The sequence below is a fragment of the Streptomyces sp. NBC_01267 genome, assembly GCF_036241575.1.
Classification (GTDB): domain Bacteria; phylum Actinomycetota; class Actinomycetes; order Streptomycetales; family Streptomycetaceae; genus Streptomyces.
In genome coordinates this window covers 3,012,226-3,025,855 of the sequence record NZ_CP108455.1, presented here as the reverse complement: position 1 = coordinate 3,025,855, position 13,630 = coordinate 3,012,226, and the positions used below count along the sequence as shown (strand labels likewise).

The following is a 13,630-nucleotide window of genomic DNA, read 5'->3' as shown; positions in this document are numbered from 1 at the left end:
GACTTCACCGAGAGGGGTCGCCCCTCACCCCTGCCTCCTGGAGCTGTACGCAGATGACCGCCCCGATCGCCCAGCTGGTCCGCTTCGCGCTGGTCGGTGGGGTGAACACCGCCACGTACTACGGCTGTTACCTGCTGCTCCTCACCCAGCTGCCCTATCTCGCCGCGCACACCCTCGCGTTCTGCCTCAGCATGATCGGCTCGTTCTTCATGAACGCCCGGTTCACCTACCGGATCCGGCCGACCTGGCGGAAGTTCCTGCTGTTCCCGCTGACGAACGTGGCGAACTTCGTGATCACGACGGGCGGTGTCTACGTCCTGGTGGACCTGGCCCACCTCGGCCCGCACTACGCGCCGCTGGTCGCCGCCGCGGCGGCCATTCCGCTCACTTTCGTCATCTCACGGACGATCATGCTCCGCCCCGACAACCCGGAAGCCTCCGAATCGTTGGTCGAACCAGTGGCCCCCGCCACGCCGAATGCCTAACATCGATCACCGCAAGGCCTTGTGCTACCCGCTCGTCGCCAGGCCCTGAACCCCCTTGCCGGGGGCGCCGGGCACCCGCACCGATGTCTGCACAAACTCGCCGCCAGGAGGCTCCTTTGCACCGCCGCCGTCGCACTGCGCTCTCCGTATCCGCCGCGCTCCTCGGCGCAGCCCCGCTCCTCGCCGCCTGCGGCAGTCAGGCGCATCCCGGGGCCGCAGCCGTCGTGGGCAAGGACCGGATCACGGTCGCTGCCGTCCAGGCGCAGGTGAAGGAGGTGCGCGACGCCCAGAACAAGTCCCCGCAGGCCGCCGAGATGATCAAGAGCAGCAACAACCTCAGCGGAATGAAGCTCGGCGGCATGATCTTCGACCGGGTGCTCGCCAGGGCCGCGGCGGACGCCGGGGTCAAGGTCACCCGCAAGGACGTGCAGGACGCGCGGGACCAGCTCGCCAAGCAGGCGGGCAGCGAACAGCGGCTCCAGCAGGTCTACCTCCAGCAGAACGGCGTGGCCCCCAGCCAGATCGACGCGGCGCTCCAGGAGCAGGTCACCGCGTCGAAGCTGGCCCAGCAGCTGGGCGCCGACCTCGGTACCTCGGCCGGGCAGACCGTGGTGCTCCAGGCGATGGCGAAGACCTCCAAGGCCATGGGGGTCGACGTCAATCCCCGCTACGGGGTCTGGAACGCGAAGAAGAGCCAGCTCGGCGAGTACCAGGCACCGTGGATCGCGCAGACCGCCAAGGGGCAGGGCATCCAGACCGGGGCGTAGGGCCTCCGGCCGGCGGGGTACGTTCGAGGGGTGACCGCTGAAGACACCCCGAACGCCTCCGACGCCGCCTCCGTCCCCGCCGGTCCGGAAAGCCCCGACGGCGCCACCGGCCGCATCGTGCTGCTGACCACCAGCCACCGTGTCGCGCCGGGGCTGCTGTCCTGGCCCGCCTGGCAACTGCTGCACGCCGCCGACCGGGTGCTGTGCGGGGACGAGACCCACCCCCAGCTGCCGTACCTGCGGGAGGCGGGCGTCACCGTCGAGCACGCGTCGCCCGACGCGCACCGGCTCGTCGAGGAGTGCGCGGGCGGCCGTACGGTCGTGGTCCTCCCCTCCGGCGAGGGCGACCGGCCACTGACCGACGGTCTCGCCCGGCTCGCGGGCAGCGGCCGGGTGCGGATGCCGGACCTGGAGCTGCTGCCCGGCTCGTACGACCTGCCGGGCGCGCGCCTGCTCGACCTCGTCCAGGTGATGGACCGGGTGCGCCGCGAGTGCCCGTGGACCTCGCAGCAGACCCACCGGGGGCTGGCGAAGTACCTCATCGAGGAGGCGTACGAACTCGTCGAGGCGATCGAGGACGGCGACCGCGACGAACTGCGCGAGGAGCTGGGCGACGTACTGCTCCAGGTCGTCTTCCACGCGCGGATCGCGGAGGAGGCGAGCGGGGAAGAAGGGGACGAGCCGTTCTCCATCGACGACGTCGCGGGCGGCCTCGTCGACAAGCTCGTCCGGCGCCACCCCCATGTGTTCGGCGACGAGACGGCGCTGACCGCCGAGGACGTCCACGCGCACTGGAACCGCACCAAGGCGATCGAGAAGCAGCGGGCCTCGGTCACCGACGGTGTTCCGGTCGGCCAGCCCGCGCTGGCCCTCGCGGCGAAGCTCAGCTCCCGGGTGCGCGCCGGGGGACTGGACGTTCCGCTGCCGCAGGGGGAGGGCGTCGGCTACCAACTGCTCGCGCTCGCCGCACGGGCCGAGGCGGAAGGCACCGAACCGGAGTCCGCGCTGCGGGCCGCGGCGCGTGCGTACCGGGACGCGATCCGGGCCGCTGAGGCGGGAGTTGCTGAGTAACGTGGTGGCCTGGACGCCGTGATGTGGGGGAGCGATGGGTACGCAGGGGGACCGCTGGGCCGAGGACGGTGCGGCGCGCGTCAGTAACGGTGTGTCCGGTGGCACCGTGGGTCCCGTCGTTCAGTCGGGGTACATCGGATCCGTCCACTTCAACGGCGGCACGGGCCCACTGCCCGAATCGAGGCAGTGGCCGCCGGCAGCCGACGCGGACCCGGTCGCGCTCGGTGTACGGCGTCCCTGGCGGGCCAAGGGCAGCCCCGACCTTCCGCTGTACATCAGGCGGGACACCGACGACGAACTGCGCCACGCGGTAAGGGAAGTGGCGTGGACCGGAGGGCTGGTGCTCGTCACCGGCGAGCCCTTCTCGGGCAAAACCATGAGCACCTGGGCGGCGATGACCGCTGAGATGCCGAACGCCTGCGTTCTCGCGCCGCGCCGGGGCGCGCCGCTCCATACGCTTCCCCCGCTCTGCCGGACGAGCCGGCCCGACGAGCGCCCCAGGATTCTCTGGCTGGACGACCTTCCCCGCTACCTGGGGGAGAACCCGGGGGAGAACGGCCTGGAACCCGGCCTGTTGAACGAGTTGCAGAGGCAGCGGGTGGTGGTCCTGGCAACGATGCGGAACGAGGTCTACGAGAGGGTCCGGTACGGCACCGGACCCGCGTCCACCGTGCTCGACATGGCCAGGGCCACCGTCGATCTGGCGTCCGAGTGGAGTGACGCGGAGTTCGCGGGCCTGGCGTGGAAGGGCGATCCACGGCTGAACGACGTGCACCAGCGGTGGCGGCCGACGCGCCGGGTCGGTGAGTATCTGGCCGTCGGCCCGCTGCTGTGGGACGAGTGGCGGCGCTCCCGGCAGGCGGCAGGCAGACGGCGTGGGCACGCCCTGGTGCAGGCTGCGATCGACCTGGCCCGCTGCGAAGTTCCGGGACCGGTGTCGGCCCTGCGGCTGCGGGAGGCGCACGAGTTCTATCTGGATGCCGTTCCCGCAGCGGGTCGGGAGAGCCTGGACGAGGCGTTCGACTGGGCGTCCGGCGTACGCCACGGGGTGACCGGACTCCTCGTACCCGGTGAAGAGCAAGGGACCTGGCGGGCGTTCGGCTCCCTGGTGGTGATGGCCGCACACGATTCGGCACGGTCGCCCGTGCCGCTGGCGGTGTGGCGGTGCGCGTTGCGGGCGGCCGAGGGAACGGACGGCCACGACGCCGTGGTGAAGGCGGCGGCTGCCGCCTACCGGTCCGAGGCCGAGGCCGGAAGCGCCGAGGCGATGTTCGGCCTCGCCGATCTGTTCGTGGCGGCCGAGGACATGGACTCCGCCGAGGAGTGGCTACGGAAGGCGGCGGAAGCCGGTCATGTGAAGGCGGCCGGGCGGCTGGGCCGCATCCTGGTCGACCGGGGCGAGTTCCGGGAGGCCGAACCCTTCCTGGAAGTGGCGGCCGAGACCGGGGACTCCGACGCGGCGGGGCTGCTCGGACAACTGCTGCAGGACCGCGCGATGCGGTGGCTGCGCAGCGCGGCCGAACAGGGCAACGGCGAGGCGGCGCACGATCTGGGCGACATGCTGGTCGGCACGGGTGAGACGGCCGAGGCGATGCGTTTCTACCGCACGGCCGTGGCGGCGGGGCGCGAGGAGGTCGCGGCCAGTATCGGTTCGCTTCTCCACGACTGGGGGCAGACGGTGGAGGCGGAGAGCTGGTACCGCAAGGGGGTCGACGCCGGGGACGCGCGTGCTGCGCACAACCTGGCGCTGCTGCTGCATTACCAGGGTGGTTGGGCCGAGGAGGCGGAAGCCCTCTACCGGCAGGCCATGAAAGCCGGGCGTCCTCAGGCGCCCACCGGTCTGGCCGTACTGCTGGAACGGCAGGGGCGCTTGGTGGAGGCAGAGCCGCTGTACCGCCTGGGGCACGCGTGGGGCGACGAGGGGGCCGCGTTCCTGCTCGCGGGGAATCTGAAGCGGCGCCACCGGACCGCCGAGGCCAGGGAGTGGTACCGGAAGGCCGCGGACGCGGGCAGCGACCAGGCCGCGATCACCCTCGCCCAGCTCGACAGCGACGCGGCCCACCTGGAGTAGCACCGCCCCCTCTCCCCCTGTCCCTCTCTCCGGAGCCGATGCGGCAGACGGAGACAGGCCCGTCTAACGTCGAGACGTGACCGACGAGACTGCCGCAGGCCCCACCCTCGCCCTCTTCACCTGGGAGTTCGCCACCGATCCGTACCCCGCGTACGCCTGGCTGCGCGAGCACGCCCCCGTGCACCGGACCGCGCTGCCCAGCGGTGTGGAGGCCTGGCTGGTGACGCGGTACGCGGACGCCCGTACCGCCCTCGCCGAACCCCGGCTGTCGAAGAACCCCGCGCACCACGCCGAGTCCCCGCACGCGAAGGGCAAGACCGGCATCCCGGGGGAGCGCAAGGCGGACCTGATGACGCATCTGCTGAACATCGACCCGCCGGACCACACCCGGCTGCGACGCCTCGTCTCGAAGGCCTTCACCCCGCGCACCGTGGCGCTCTTCGCGCCCCGCGTGCAGGAACTGACGGACCAGCTGATCGACGCCTTCCTGGAAAAGGCGGATGCGGAGAAGGGGGAGGGAGAGAAGGGGGAGGCGGACCTCATCCATGAGTTCGCCTTCCCGCTCCCCATCTACGCCATCTGTGATCTGCTCGGCGTCCCGCGCGAGGACCAGGACGACTTCCGGGACTGGGCGGGAATGATGATCCGGCACGGCGGCGGCCCGCGCGGCGGGGTCGGACGGGCCGTCAAGAAGATGCGGAACTACCTGGCCGAACTCATCCACCGTAAGAGGGAGGACCTGGGCGACGACCTCATCTCGGGGCTGATCCGGGCGAGCGACCACGGTGAGCACCTGACGGAGAACGAGGCGGCGGCGATGGCGTTCATCCTGCTCTTCGCCGGGTTCGAGACAACCGTCAACCTCATCGGGAACGGCGTGTACGCCCTGCTGCGCAACCCGGACCAGCGCGCACGGCTCCAGGCGTCCCTGGCCGCGGGCGAGACGGAGCTGCTGGCCACCGGGGTCGAGGAACTTCTGCGCTACGACGGCCCGGTCGAGCTGGCCACCTGGCGGTACGCCACCGAGGAGTTGGAACTGGGCGGGCAGACGATCGCGGAGGGCGATCCGGTGCTCGTCGTCCTGGCCGCCGCGGACCGGGACCCCGAGCGCTTCTCCGAGCCCGACACCCTCGACCTCTCCCGCATCGACAACCAGCACCTCGGGTACGGCCACGGCATCCACTACTGCCTGGGCGCCCCCCTGGCCAGACTGGAGGCACAGACCGCGCTGGCCACCTTGTTGCGGCGGCTGCCGGACCTGCGACTTGCGGGGGAACCTGGCGATTTGCGGTGGCGCGGCGGGCTCATCATGCGCGGACTGCGCACCCTTCCGGTGGAGTTCGGCCCCAGCCAGAAGTGACGCACCGTCAAGGATGTGACATTCACGTGATCTGCGCTGCATCGACTTGTGACTGACGTTCGAGTACGGCTACGTTCACCCCTCGACTCATCCGTCACACGGAAGGCCACCGCATGCGCACCGGGAACGGTCGGCACCGCCGCCCCCGTCAGGCTCCAGCTCTTGTCGTAGCGGCAGGAGTCACGGGCTCCGCCATGGCCCTTCCACTGCTGGCCGCGACCGGGGCGCACGCCGCCGACGCCTCCACCTGGGACCGGGTCGCGCTCTGCGAGAGCGGCGGCCTCTGGAGCGCCGACCTCGGCAACGGGGCCTACGGCGGGCTCCAGTTCTCGCAGAAGACCTGGGACCAGTACGGCGGCACGCAGTACGCGGCCCGCCCCGACCTCGCCAGCCGGGCCCAGCAGATAGCCGTGGCGCAGAAGGTCCTCGCGGCCGAGGGTTCGAAGCCCTGGGCCAGCTGCGCGGACATCTCGGGCCTGACGGAGAGTGACACCGCGACCCCGTCCGTGGATCCGGGCGCTCCGGACACCGCGAGCCCCACGCCCTCGGCGACCGATTCCGCTTCGGATCCGGCTACGCCCGCACCGAAGTCCTCGGCCTCGGCGCCGCGATCGAAGGGCTCCGCTTCGGCCGCATCGCCCAGTTCGCCCGCTTCACCCACTTCACCCGGTTCATCAAATAAGTCCGGTTCATCAAGTAAGTCCCATTCTTCTGGACCGTCCGACTCTGCGAACCCCTCCGGCTCTGACTCCGGCTCACCTTCCGGCTCCACGTCGGCGCCTGAGGGTGCCACGGGATCCGGTCAGGGGGGAACGGCGGGCAGGCACCGTGGCGGTGAGGCGCAGGACGGTGCGGGTGTCGGCCGTGACGATTCCGGCCGCCACGCCTCGCGCTCCGCCGGTCCGGCTCGCGATACCGCCCGTACGGACGGCACTTACACCGTCCGCGAGGGTGACAACCTCTGGGCGATCGCGGAAGCGCACGATCTGCCCGGCGGATGGCCCGCACTCTATGAGGCGAACCAGCGGACGGTCGGCGCCGACCCGGACCACATCGTTCCTGGCCAGAGCCTTGATCTCGACCAAAAACAAGGGTAGTTCGCGGGGCTATGTCCGCTTCGTTCGAGTGAGACATGGCTCTCGTTCGACTTGCTGAATGTCCAGACTGTCCGCCCGGCGTGCGCCGCCCCTCACCTGCGAAAACAGGATGCGGGGGGTTGTAAACCAGGGCGTTCCGCCCTTCATGGTCATCTTTGAATATCGGAGAGTCCTGTGTTTTTGTCAGACCGCTCGCACCGCGGGCCTCTTCGATCGCCACGCCGAATCCTGCCATCGGTCGAGGGGAAACAGTCGACGCGTAAAGCGCCGTAGGCAGGAGCGGGGGACCCAGGTAAGCGCCGGGGCCGGCCGTCCGTTCGTGAGTCAGCGAACGGTACGAACTGGAACCGGCTTGGGGTGAAGCTGTGCGCTAGGTCGCGCAGCCGGGCAACTCATTGGCCCGAACCCGACAGCTCACCTCGTAGGCGTCGGTGAGGAGAGTCCCCATGCTGTTTTCCAGCAAGTCCAAGCACCGTCGCCCCTCCAAGGCCGTCCGCATCGCCACGCTCGCCGGTGTCGCCGGTGCGGCCGTAGCCGTGCCGCTGCTGGGCGCGACCTCGGCCTCCGCCGCTTCCGTCTCCACGTGGGACGCCGTCGCGCAGTGCGAGTCCGGCGGTAACTGGTCCATCAACACGGGCAACGGTTACTACGGTGGGCTCCAGTTCTCCGCCTCCAGCTGGGCCGCCGCCGGTGGTACGCAGTACGCCCCGCGTGCCGACCTGGCCACCAAGGACCAGCAGATCGCCGTGGCCGAGAAGCTTCTCGCCATCCAGGGCCCGGGTGCCTGGTCCTGCGCCGGTGCCGGAAACCTGAGCAACGACGGTGTCGACCCGGGCGTCAACACCTCCACGTCGAGCCACTCGGGCAGCTCCAGCGCCAGCTCCAGCACCAGCCAGCAGAGCAGCCGCGGCGAGCAGCAGACCGCTTCGCGCGGCGAGGCCCGCACCACCACGAAGGCCGCCCCGAAGCAGGCTGCCCCGAAGCAGGCCGCCCCCCGCCACGCCGCTCCCCGCCACGCCGCCCCGGTCGTGATCCAGAAGGGCGACGGCGAGTACAAGGTCAAGGCCGGCGACACCCTCAGCGAGATCGCCGCCGCCGCGCACACCCCCGGTGGCTGGCAGAAGCTGTACGACCTGAACAAGAACATCGTGAAGGACGCCGACCTGATCTACCCGGGTCAGCAGCTTCACCTGAGCTGATCCCCGGCTCTCCTCCCCTGAACGCCCCGGCCCGGCGCGACTCCCCCGTACGCGCCGGGTCGGGGTCTTTTGGCTACTGGTCAGTACTTCACTGACTTCCGTACCGTAATACGAGCTTTTGGGCCCTTTTTCGTCCCAGGGGCCGGGCGCCCTGCCGGTGGCGGTGCCCTGGGCGGTTAGGCTCTTGTCGCAAGGCCAAAGAGACCCTGCGCCCATAGCGTCACATCCCAGAAGGAGATGCTAGTGCCGTCGATCGACGTCGTCGTAGCCCGGGAAATCCTGGACTCCCGAGGTAACCCCACGGTCGAGGTCGAGGTCGGCCTCGACGACGGCAGCACGGGTCGTGCTGCAGTTCCGTCCGGTGCTTCCACCGGTGCGTTCGAGGCCATCGAGCTTCGCGACGGTGACCCGAACCGTTACCAGGGCAAGGGCGTCGAGAAGGCCGTCCTCGCCGTCATCGAGCAGATCGGCCCGGAGCTCGTCGGCTACGACGCCACCGAGCAGCGGCTGATCGACCAGGCGATGTTCGACCTGGACGCCACCGAGAACAAGGGCTCGCTCGGCGCCAACGCCATCCTCGGCGTCTCGCTCGCCGTGGCGCACGCCGCCTCCGAGGCCTCGGACCTCCCGCTCTTCCGCTACCTGGGCGGCCCGAACGCGCACCTGCTGCCCGTTCCGATGATGAACATCCTGAACGGTGGGTCGCACGCCGACTCCAACGTGGACATCCAGGAATTCATGATCGCCCCGATCGGTGCGGAGTCCTTCTCCGAGGCCCTGCGCTGGGGCGCCGAGGTCTACCACACCCTCAAGAAGGTCCTGAAGACCAAGGGTCTGTCGACCGGCCTCGGTGACGAGGGCGGCTTCGCGCCGAACCTGGAGTCGAACCGCGCCGCCCTCGACCTCATCCTCGAGGCCATCAAGGAAGCCGGTTACGCCCCGGGCAAGGACATCGCGCTCGCGCTGGACGTCGCCGCCTCCGAGTTCTACAAGGACGGCACGTACGAGTTCGAGGGCAAGTCCCGCTCGGCCGCCGAGATGACCGAGTACTACGAGGAGCTCGTCGCCTCGTACCCGCTGGTCTCCATCGAGGACCCGCTCTTCGAGGACGACTGGGCCGGCTGGAACGTCCTCACCGAGAAGCTGGGCTCCAAGATCCAGATCGTCGGCGACGACCTCTTCGTCACCAACCCGGAGCGCCTGGCCCGTGGCATCGAGGAGAACTCGGCCAACGCCCTGCTCGTCAAGGTCAACCAGATCGGTTCGCTGACCGAGACCCTGGACGCCGTCGAGCTGGCCCAGCGCAACGGCTTCAAGTGCATGATGTCCCACCGCTCCGGCGAGACCGAGGACGTCACCATCGCCGACCTGGCCGTCGCCACCAACTGCGGCCAGATCAAGACCGGCGCCCCGGCCCGCTCCGAGCGCGTCGCCAAGTACAACCAGCTCCTGCGCATCGAGGAGATCCTGGACGACGCCGCGGTGTACGCGGGCCGTTCGGCATTCCCGCGCTTCCGCTCCAGCTGATCCGCTCCCGCCTCCGTCCGTCCTCGCACCCGGTCCCGTACCGTGTCCGGGGACGGACGTGCGTACACGGGGAGGCGGCATGGCAGGGAACCGGGACCGGTTCTCCACCGCGACCAGACTGAAGGCACTCGGCGAGCAGACCGCGGCCCGCGTCTACCGCTCCCAGTCGAAGCGCCAGGCGCGCAGGCCCCGGCTCACCGGCCGGGCGGCGGTCCTGCTGATGGTGCTCTGCACGCTGGTGGTGGCCCTGGCGTATCCGATGCGGCAGTACGTGTCGCAGCGCAACGACATCGCCGACCAGCGACGTCAGGTGCATGACGCGAAGGCCAGGGTGGAGGAGCTGCGGGACGAGAAGGCCCGGCTCCAGGACGACGCGTACGTGGAGCGGCTGGCCCGCGAGCAACTGCACTACGTGCGGCCGGGGGAGACGAGCTACATCGTCGTCGACCCCGACTCCCGCACGCAGCGCCCCGAGAAGCAGGGGGCGGCCGACCGGCCCTGGTACGCGAACCTGTGGGACGGCGTGGACAGCGCCGACCACGACAAGACGCACTAGTGCACGACCGATCAGATTCAGATACCGACCGATGAGTTCCTGGCCGATCCGTTCATGACCGATCCGTTCATGACCGTTCGGTTCACGACCCACGAGTGACAGCCACTCAGATCCAAGGCAGGCATGGAAACGCCCCCTCCGCAGACCGACCGCACCGAGCCCACCGACGCGGACATCGCCGCGTTCAAGGAGCAGCTCGGCCGCCCGCCCCGCGGGCTGCGCGCCATCGCGCACCGCTGCCCGTGCGGCAACCCGGACGTCGTCGAGACCGCCCCGCGTCTGGAGGACGGCACTCCGTTCCCGACGACGTACTACCTGACGTGCCCGCGTGCGGCTTCCGCGATCGGCACGCTGGAGGCGAACGGGGTCATGAAGGAGATGACCGAGCGGCTCGGTACGGACCCCGAACTGGCCGCCGCGTACCGGGCGGCGCACGAGGACTACATTGCACGGCGTGACGCGATCGAGGTCCTGGAGGGCTTCCCCAGCGCGGGCGGCATGCCGGACCGGGTGAAGTGTCTGCACGTGCTCGTCGGGCACTCGCTGGCCGCCGGGCCGGGCGTGAACCCGCTCGGGGACGAGGCGATCGCGATGCTGCCGGAGTGGTGGCGCAAGGGGCCGTGCGTGTCGCCGTGCGGCGGGCCGGGCGAGGGCTGAGCGTTTCGTTCGGGGGCTCCGCCCCCGGGCCCCCGCTCCTCAATCGCCGGAGGGGCTTGAATCGGGGCCCCGCTCCTCGGTCGCCGGAGGGGCTTGAAAGGGGCGCCGGCCCCGGACTCGTGCTCCTCAATTGCCGGAGGGGCCAGATGCAGGAGTACTCATGACTCGCGTTGCCGCCATCGACTGCGGTACCAACTCGATCCGTCTGCTCATCGCCGACGCCGACCCCGCCACCGGTGAACTCGTCGATCTCGACCGGCGGATGACCATCGTCCGGCTCGGTCAGGACGTCGACCGGACCGGGCGCCTCGCGCCCGAGGCGCTGGAGCGGACCTTCGCCGCCTGCAAGGAGTACGCCGAGGCCATCAAGGCCCACGGGGCGAAGCATCTCCGCTTCGTCGCCACCTCCGCCTCCCGGGACGCCGAGAACCGCGACGCCTTCGTGAGCGGGGTGCTGGACATCCTCGGTGTCGAGCCCGAGGTGATCACCGGTGACCAGGAGGCCGAGTTCTCCTTCACCGGGGCCACCAAGGAGCTGACAGGGCAGGGCGGGGAGTACCTGGTGGTGGACATCGGGGGCGGCTCGACCGAGTTCGTCGTCGGTGGTGAACACGTCAGTGCCGCCCGGTCGGTGGACATCGGCTGCGTACGGCTGACCGAACGTCACGTCCGGCACGACCCGCCGACCCTCGGGGAGATCACCGCGGTCCGCGCCGACATCGCCGACGCGCTCGACCTGGCCGCGGAGACCGTCCCGCTGACGGGCGACCGTACGCTCGTCGGCCTCGCCGGATCGGTGACCACGATCGCCGCCATCGCGCTGGGCCTCGACACGTACGACTCCTCGGCGATCCACCACTCGCGGATCACCGCCGGGCAGGTCGCCGAGGTCGCCGGTTCGCTGCTCTCGGCGACCCACGAGGAGCGCGCGGCGATCCCCGTGATGCATCCCGGGCGGGTCGACGTGATCGTGGCGGGGGCGATGATCCTGCACGCCGTCATGCAGCGCACGGGGGCCTCGGAAGTGGTCGTCAGCGAGCACGACATCCTCGACGGGATCGCCTGGTCGCTCACCTGAACGACCCCTGGAGGCAGTCCGGTCGGTCCTCCGCGGGAAAGTTCGTGAAGTTCTTCACAAGGAATTGGCGCCTGTCGGCCGAAGATCCGGGGCCGTTGGTCCTTATCGGGGGCCCACAGGTCCCGGTTCTGCGCATTACGGGCAGTGTCGTGGGTGTTGCGGGCGGGTGAAATCCGGCAGTGGTCCACTCGGCTCTGCCCAGTGATTACCAGCTCAGCAGGGGTGAACAACGTTCATTCCGGGGCAGTGGTTCCCTCGCGGGAGGATGATCTCCGTCACGTGGGCCGCGCAGTGTAGCAGAGGCGCCCGAGGACCTTGTGAAGGGGCGCACGAGGTACCCCCCTCCTGGAGGTGGATACTCGTTGCCATGAGCACCACGGAGCGTCCCAGGATCCTCGTAGTTGGAGGCGGGTACGTAGGCCTGTACGCAGCTCGACGCATTCTCAAGAAGATGCGCTACGGCGAAGCGACCGTCACGGTCGTGGACCCGCGCTCGTACATGACGTACCAGCCCTTCCTCCCCGAAGCTGCTGCCGGCAGCATCTCGCCTCGGCATGTCGTCGTCCCGCTGCGACGCGTGCTGCCCAAGGCTGAGGTTCTCACCGGCCGAGTCACCACGATCGACCAGGACCGCAAGGTCGCCACGGTCGCGCCGCTCGTCGGCGAGGCCTACGAGCTGCCCTTCGACTACCTGATCATCGCGCTCGGCGCGGTCTCCCGTACCTTCCCGATCCCCGGCCTCGCCGAGCAGGGCATCGGTATGAAGGGTGTCGAGGAGGCCATCGGCCTGCGCAACCACGTCCTGGAGCAGCTCGACAAGGCTGACTCGACGACCGACGAGGACGTCCGCCGCAAGGCGCTCACGTTCGTCTTCGTCGGCGGTGGCTTCGCGGGTGCGGAGACCATCGGCGAGGTCGAGGACATGGCCAGGGACGCCGCCAAGTACTACACCAACGTCAAGCGCGAGGACATGCGCTTCGTGCTGGTCGACGTGGCCGACAAGATCCTTCCCGAGGTCGGGCCGAAGCTCGGCGCGTACGGCAAGGAGCACCTGGAGTCCCGCGGTGTCGAGGTCTACCTCAAGACCGGCATGGACTCCTGCGTCGACGGCCACGTGGTCCTGAACAACGGCCTCGAGGTCGACGCCAACACCCTCGTGTGGACCGCGGGCGTCAAGCCGAACCCGGTACTGGCCCGCTACGGCCTGCCGCTCGGTCCCCGTGGCCACGTGGACACCTCCGAGAAGCTCCAGGTGCAGGGCACGGACTACATCTGGGCCGCGGGCGACAACGCCCAGGTGCCGGACATGGTCGGCCGCAAGGCCGGCAACCCGAACGCCTGGTGCCCGCCGAACGCCCAGCACGCGCTGCGTCAGGCCAAGGTCCTCGGTGACAACGTCATCTCCGGGATGCGCGGCTTCCCGCAGGGCACCTACGAGCACGCCAACAAGGGTGCGGTGGCGGGCCTCGGCCTGCACAAGGGTGTCGCGATGATCGTCGTCGGCAAGATGAAGATCAAGGTCAAGGGCCGTCTCGCCTGGTACATGCACCGTGGCTACCACGGCCTCGCGGTGCCGACCTGGAACCGCAAGATCCGCGTCGTCGCCGACTGGACGCTCGCGATGTTCCTCAAGCGCGAGGTGGTCTCGCTCGGCGCCATGGAGACTCCCCGCGAGGAGTTCTACGAGGCGGCCAAGCCGGCCCCCCGTCCGGCCGCGGTTCCGGCCGAGACCGAGAAGGCCAAGGCCTGACCGGGCAGCACC

Annotated in this window: 12 protein-coding genes and 1 riboswitch; all 12 genes read left to right on the top strand. The window is 69.8% G+C overall.

All coding sequences use genetic code 11. The annotated features are described in order from the left end of the window. Positions 1-53 precede the first annotated feature (53 nt). The 12 genes from OG709_RS13765 (at position 54) to OG709_RS13710 (ending at position 13,618) form a co-directional block, all read left to right on the top strand. Positions 54-485 (top strand): GtrA family protein, encoded by a 432-nt coding sequence (locus OG709_RS13765; protein WP_250302005.1) that lies wholly within the window; start codon positions 54-56, stop codon positions 483-485. Between the two features lie 116 nt (positions 486-601). Next, positions 602-1,252, top strand: a complete 651-nt coding sequence (locus tag OG709_RS13760; protein ID WP_250302006.1) for a SurA N-terminal domain-containing protein — start codon at positions 602-604, stop codon at positions 1,250-1,252. A gap of 30 nt (positions 1,253-1,282) precedes the next feature. Continuing rightward, the gene (locus OG709_RS13755; RefSeq protein WP_329166288.1) at positions 1,283-2,323 is read left to right on the top strand and encodes a nucleoside triphosphate pyrophosphohydrolase; all 1,041 of its coding nucleotides are present in this window, start codon (positions 1,283-1,285) and stop codon (positions 2,321-2,323) included. A gap of 34 nt (positions 2,324-2,357) precedes the next feature. Next, complete coding sequence (locus OG709_RS13750) at positions 2,358-4,394, top strand: tetratricopeptide repeat protein (RefSeq protein ID WP_329166287.1); 2,037 nt, start codon at positions 2,358-2,360, stop codon at positions 4,392-4,394. A gap of 76 nt (positions 4,395-4,470) precedes the next feature. Beyond that, positions 4,471-5,754, top strand: coding sequence for a cytochrome P450 family protein (locus tag OG709_RS13745; RefSeq protein WP_329166285.1), 1,284 nt, complete (start codon positions 4,471-4,473; stop codon positions 5,752-5,754). 194 nt (positions 5,755-5,948) lie between these two features. Next, positions 5,949-6,851 (top strand): LysM peptidoglycan-binding domain-containing protein, encoded by a 903-nt coding sequence (locus OG709_RS13740; protein ID WP_326694741.1) that lies wholly within the window; start codon positions 5,949-5,951, stop codon positions 6,849-6,851. Between the two features lie 255 nt (positions 6,852-7,106). Further along, a riboswitch (cyclic di-AMP (ydaO/yuaA leader) is annotated at positions 7,107-7,294 on the top strand. 3 nt (positions 7,295-7,297) lie between these two features. After that, positions 7,298-8,050, top strand: a complete 753-nt coding sequence (locus tag OG709_RS13735; protein ID WP_250302010.1) for a transglycosylase family protein — start codon at positions 7,298-7,300, stop codon at positions 8,048-8,050. Positions 8,051-8,287: 237 nt separating this feature from the next. Then, the gene (gene eno / locus OG709_RS13730; protein ID WP_250302011.1) at positions 8,288-9,577 is read left to right on the top strand and encodes a phosphopyruvate hydratase; all 1,290 of its coding nucleotides are present in this window, start codon (positions 8,288-8,290) and stop codon (positions 9,575-9,577) included. A 79-nt stretch (positions 9,578-9,656) separates the two neighbouring features. Further along, positions 9,657-10,133, top strand: a complete 477-nt coding sequence (locus OG709_RS13725) for an FtsB family cell division protein (RefSeq protein ID WP_250302012.1) — start codon at positions 9,657-9,659, stop codon at positions 10,131-10,133. Positions 10,134-10,256: 123 nt separating this feature from the next. After that, positions 10,257-10,790 (top strand): DUF501 domain-containing protein, encoded by a 534-nt coding sequence (locus tag OG709_RS13720; protein WP_266642736.1) that lies wholly within the window; start codon positions 10,257-10,259, stop codon positions 10,788-10,790. A 160-nt stretch (positions 10,791-10,950) separates the two neighbouring features. Further along, complete coding sequence (locus OG709_RS13715) at positions 10,951-11,868, top strand: Ppx/GppA phosphatase family protein (RefSeq protein ID WP_266642738.1); 918 nt, start codon at positions 10,951-10,953, stop codon at positions 11,866-11,868. A gap of 367 nt (positions 11,869-12,235) precedes the next feature. Continuing rightward, complete coding sequence (locus OG709_RS13710; protein WP_250302015.1) at positions 12,236-13,618, top strand: NAD(P)/FAD-dependent oxidoreductase; 1,383 nt, start codon at positions 12,236-12,238, stop codon at positions 13,616-13,618. Positions 13,619-13,630 lie beyond the last annotated feature (12 nt).

Coding starts and splice junctions, on each gene's coding strand:
- OG709_RS13715 (WP_266642738.1), top strand. CDS start 10,951: ATGACTCGCGTTGCCGCCATCGACTGCGGTACCAACTCGATCCGTCTG.
- OG709_RS13765 (WP_250302005.1), top strand. CDS start 54: ATGACCGCCCCGATCGCCCAGCTGGTCCGCTTCGCGCTGGTCGGTGGG.
- OG709_RS13720 (WP_266642736.1), top strand. CDS start 10,257: ATGGAAACGCCCCCTCCGCAGACCGACCGCACCGAGCCCACCGACGCG.
- OG709_RS13740 (WP_326694741.1), top strand. CDS start 5,949: ATGGCCCTTCCACTGCTGGCCGCGACCGGGGCGCACGCCGCCGACGCC.
- OG709_RS13710 (WP_250302015.1), top strand. CDS start 12,236: ATGAGCACCACGGAGCGTCCCAGGATCCTCGTAGTTGGAGGCGGGTAC.
- OG709_RS13735 (WP_250302010.1), top strand. CDS start 7,298: ATGCTGTTTTCCAGCAAGTCCAAGCACCGTCGCCCCTCCAAGGCCGTC.
- OG709_RS13725 (WP_250302012.1), top strand. CDS start 9,657: ATGGCAGGGAACCGGGACCGGTTCTCCACCGCGACCAGACTGAAGGCA.
- OG709_RS13750 (WP_329166287.1), top strand. CDS start 2,358: ATGGGTACGCAGGGGGACCGCTGGGCCGAGGACGGTGCGGCGCGCGTC.
- eno (WP_250302011.1), top strand. CDS start 8,288: ATGCTAGTGCCGTCGATCGACGTCGTCGTAGCCCGGGAAATCCTGGAC.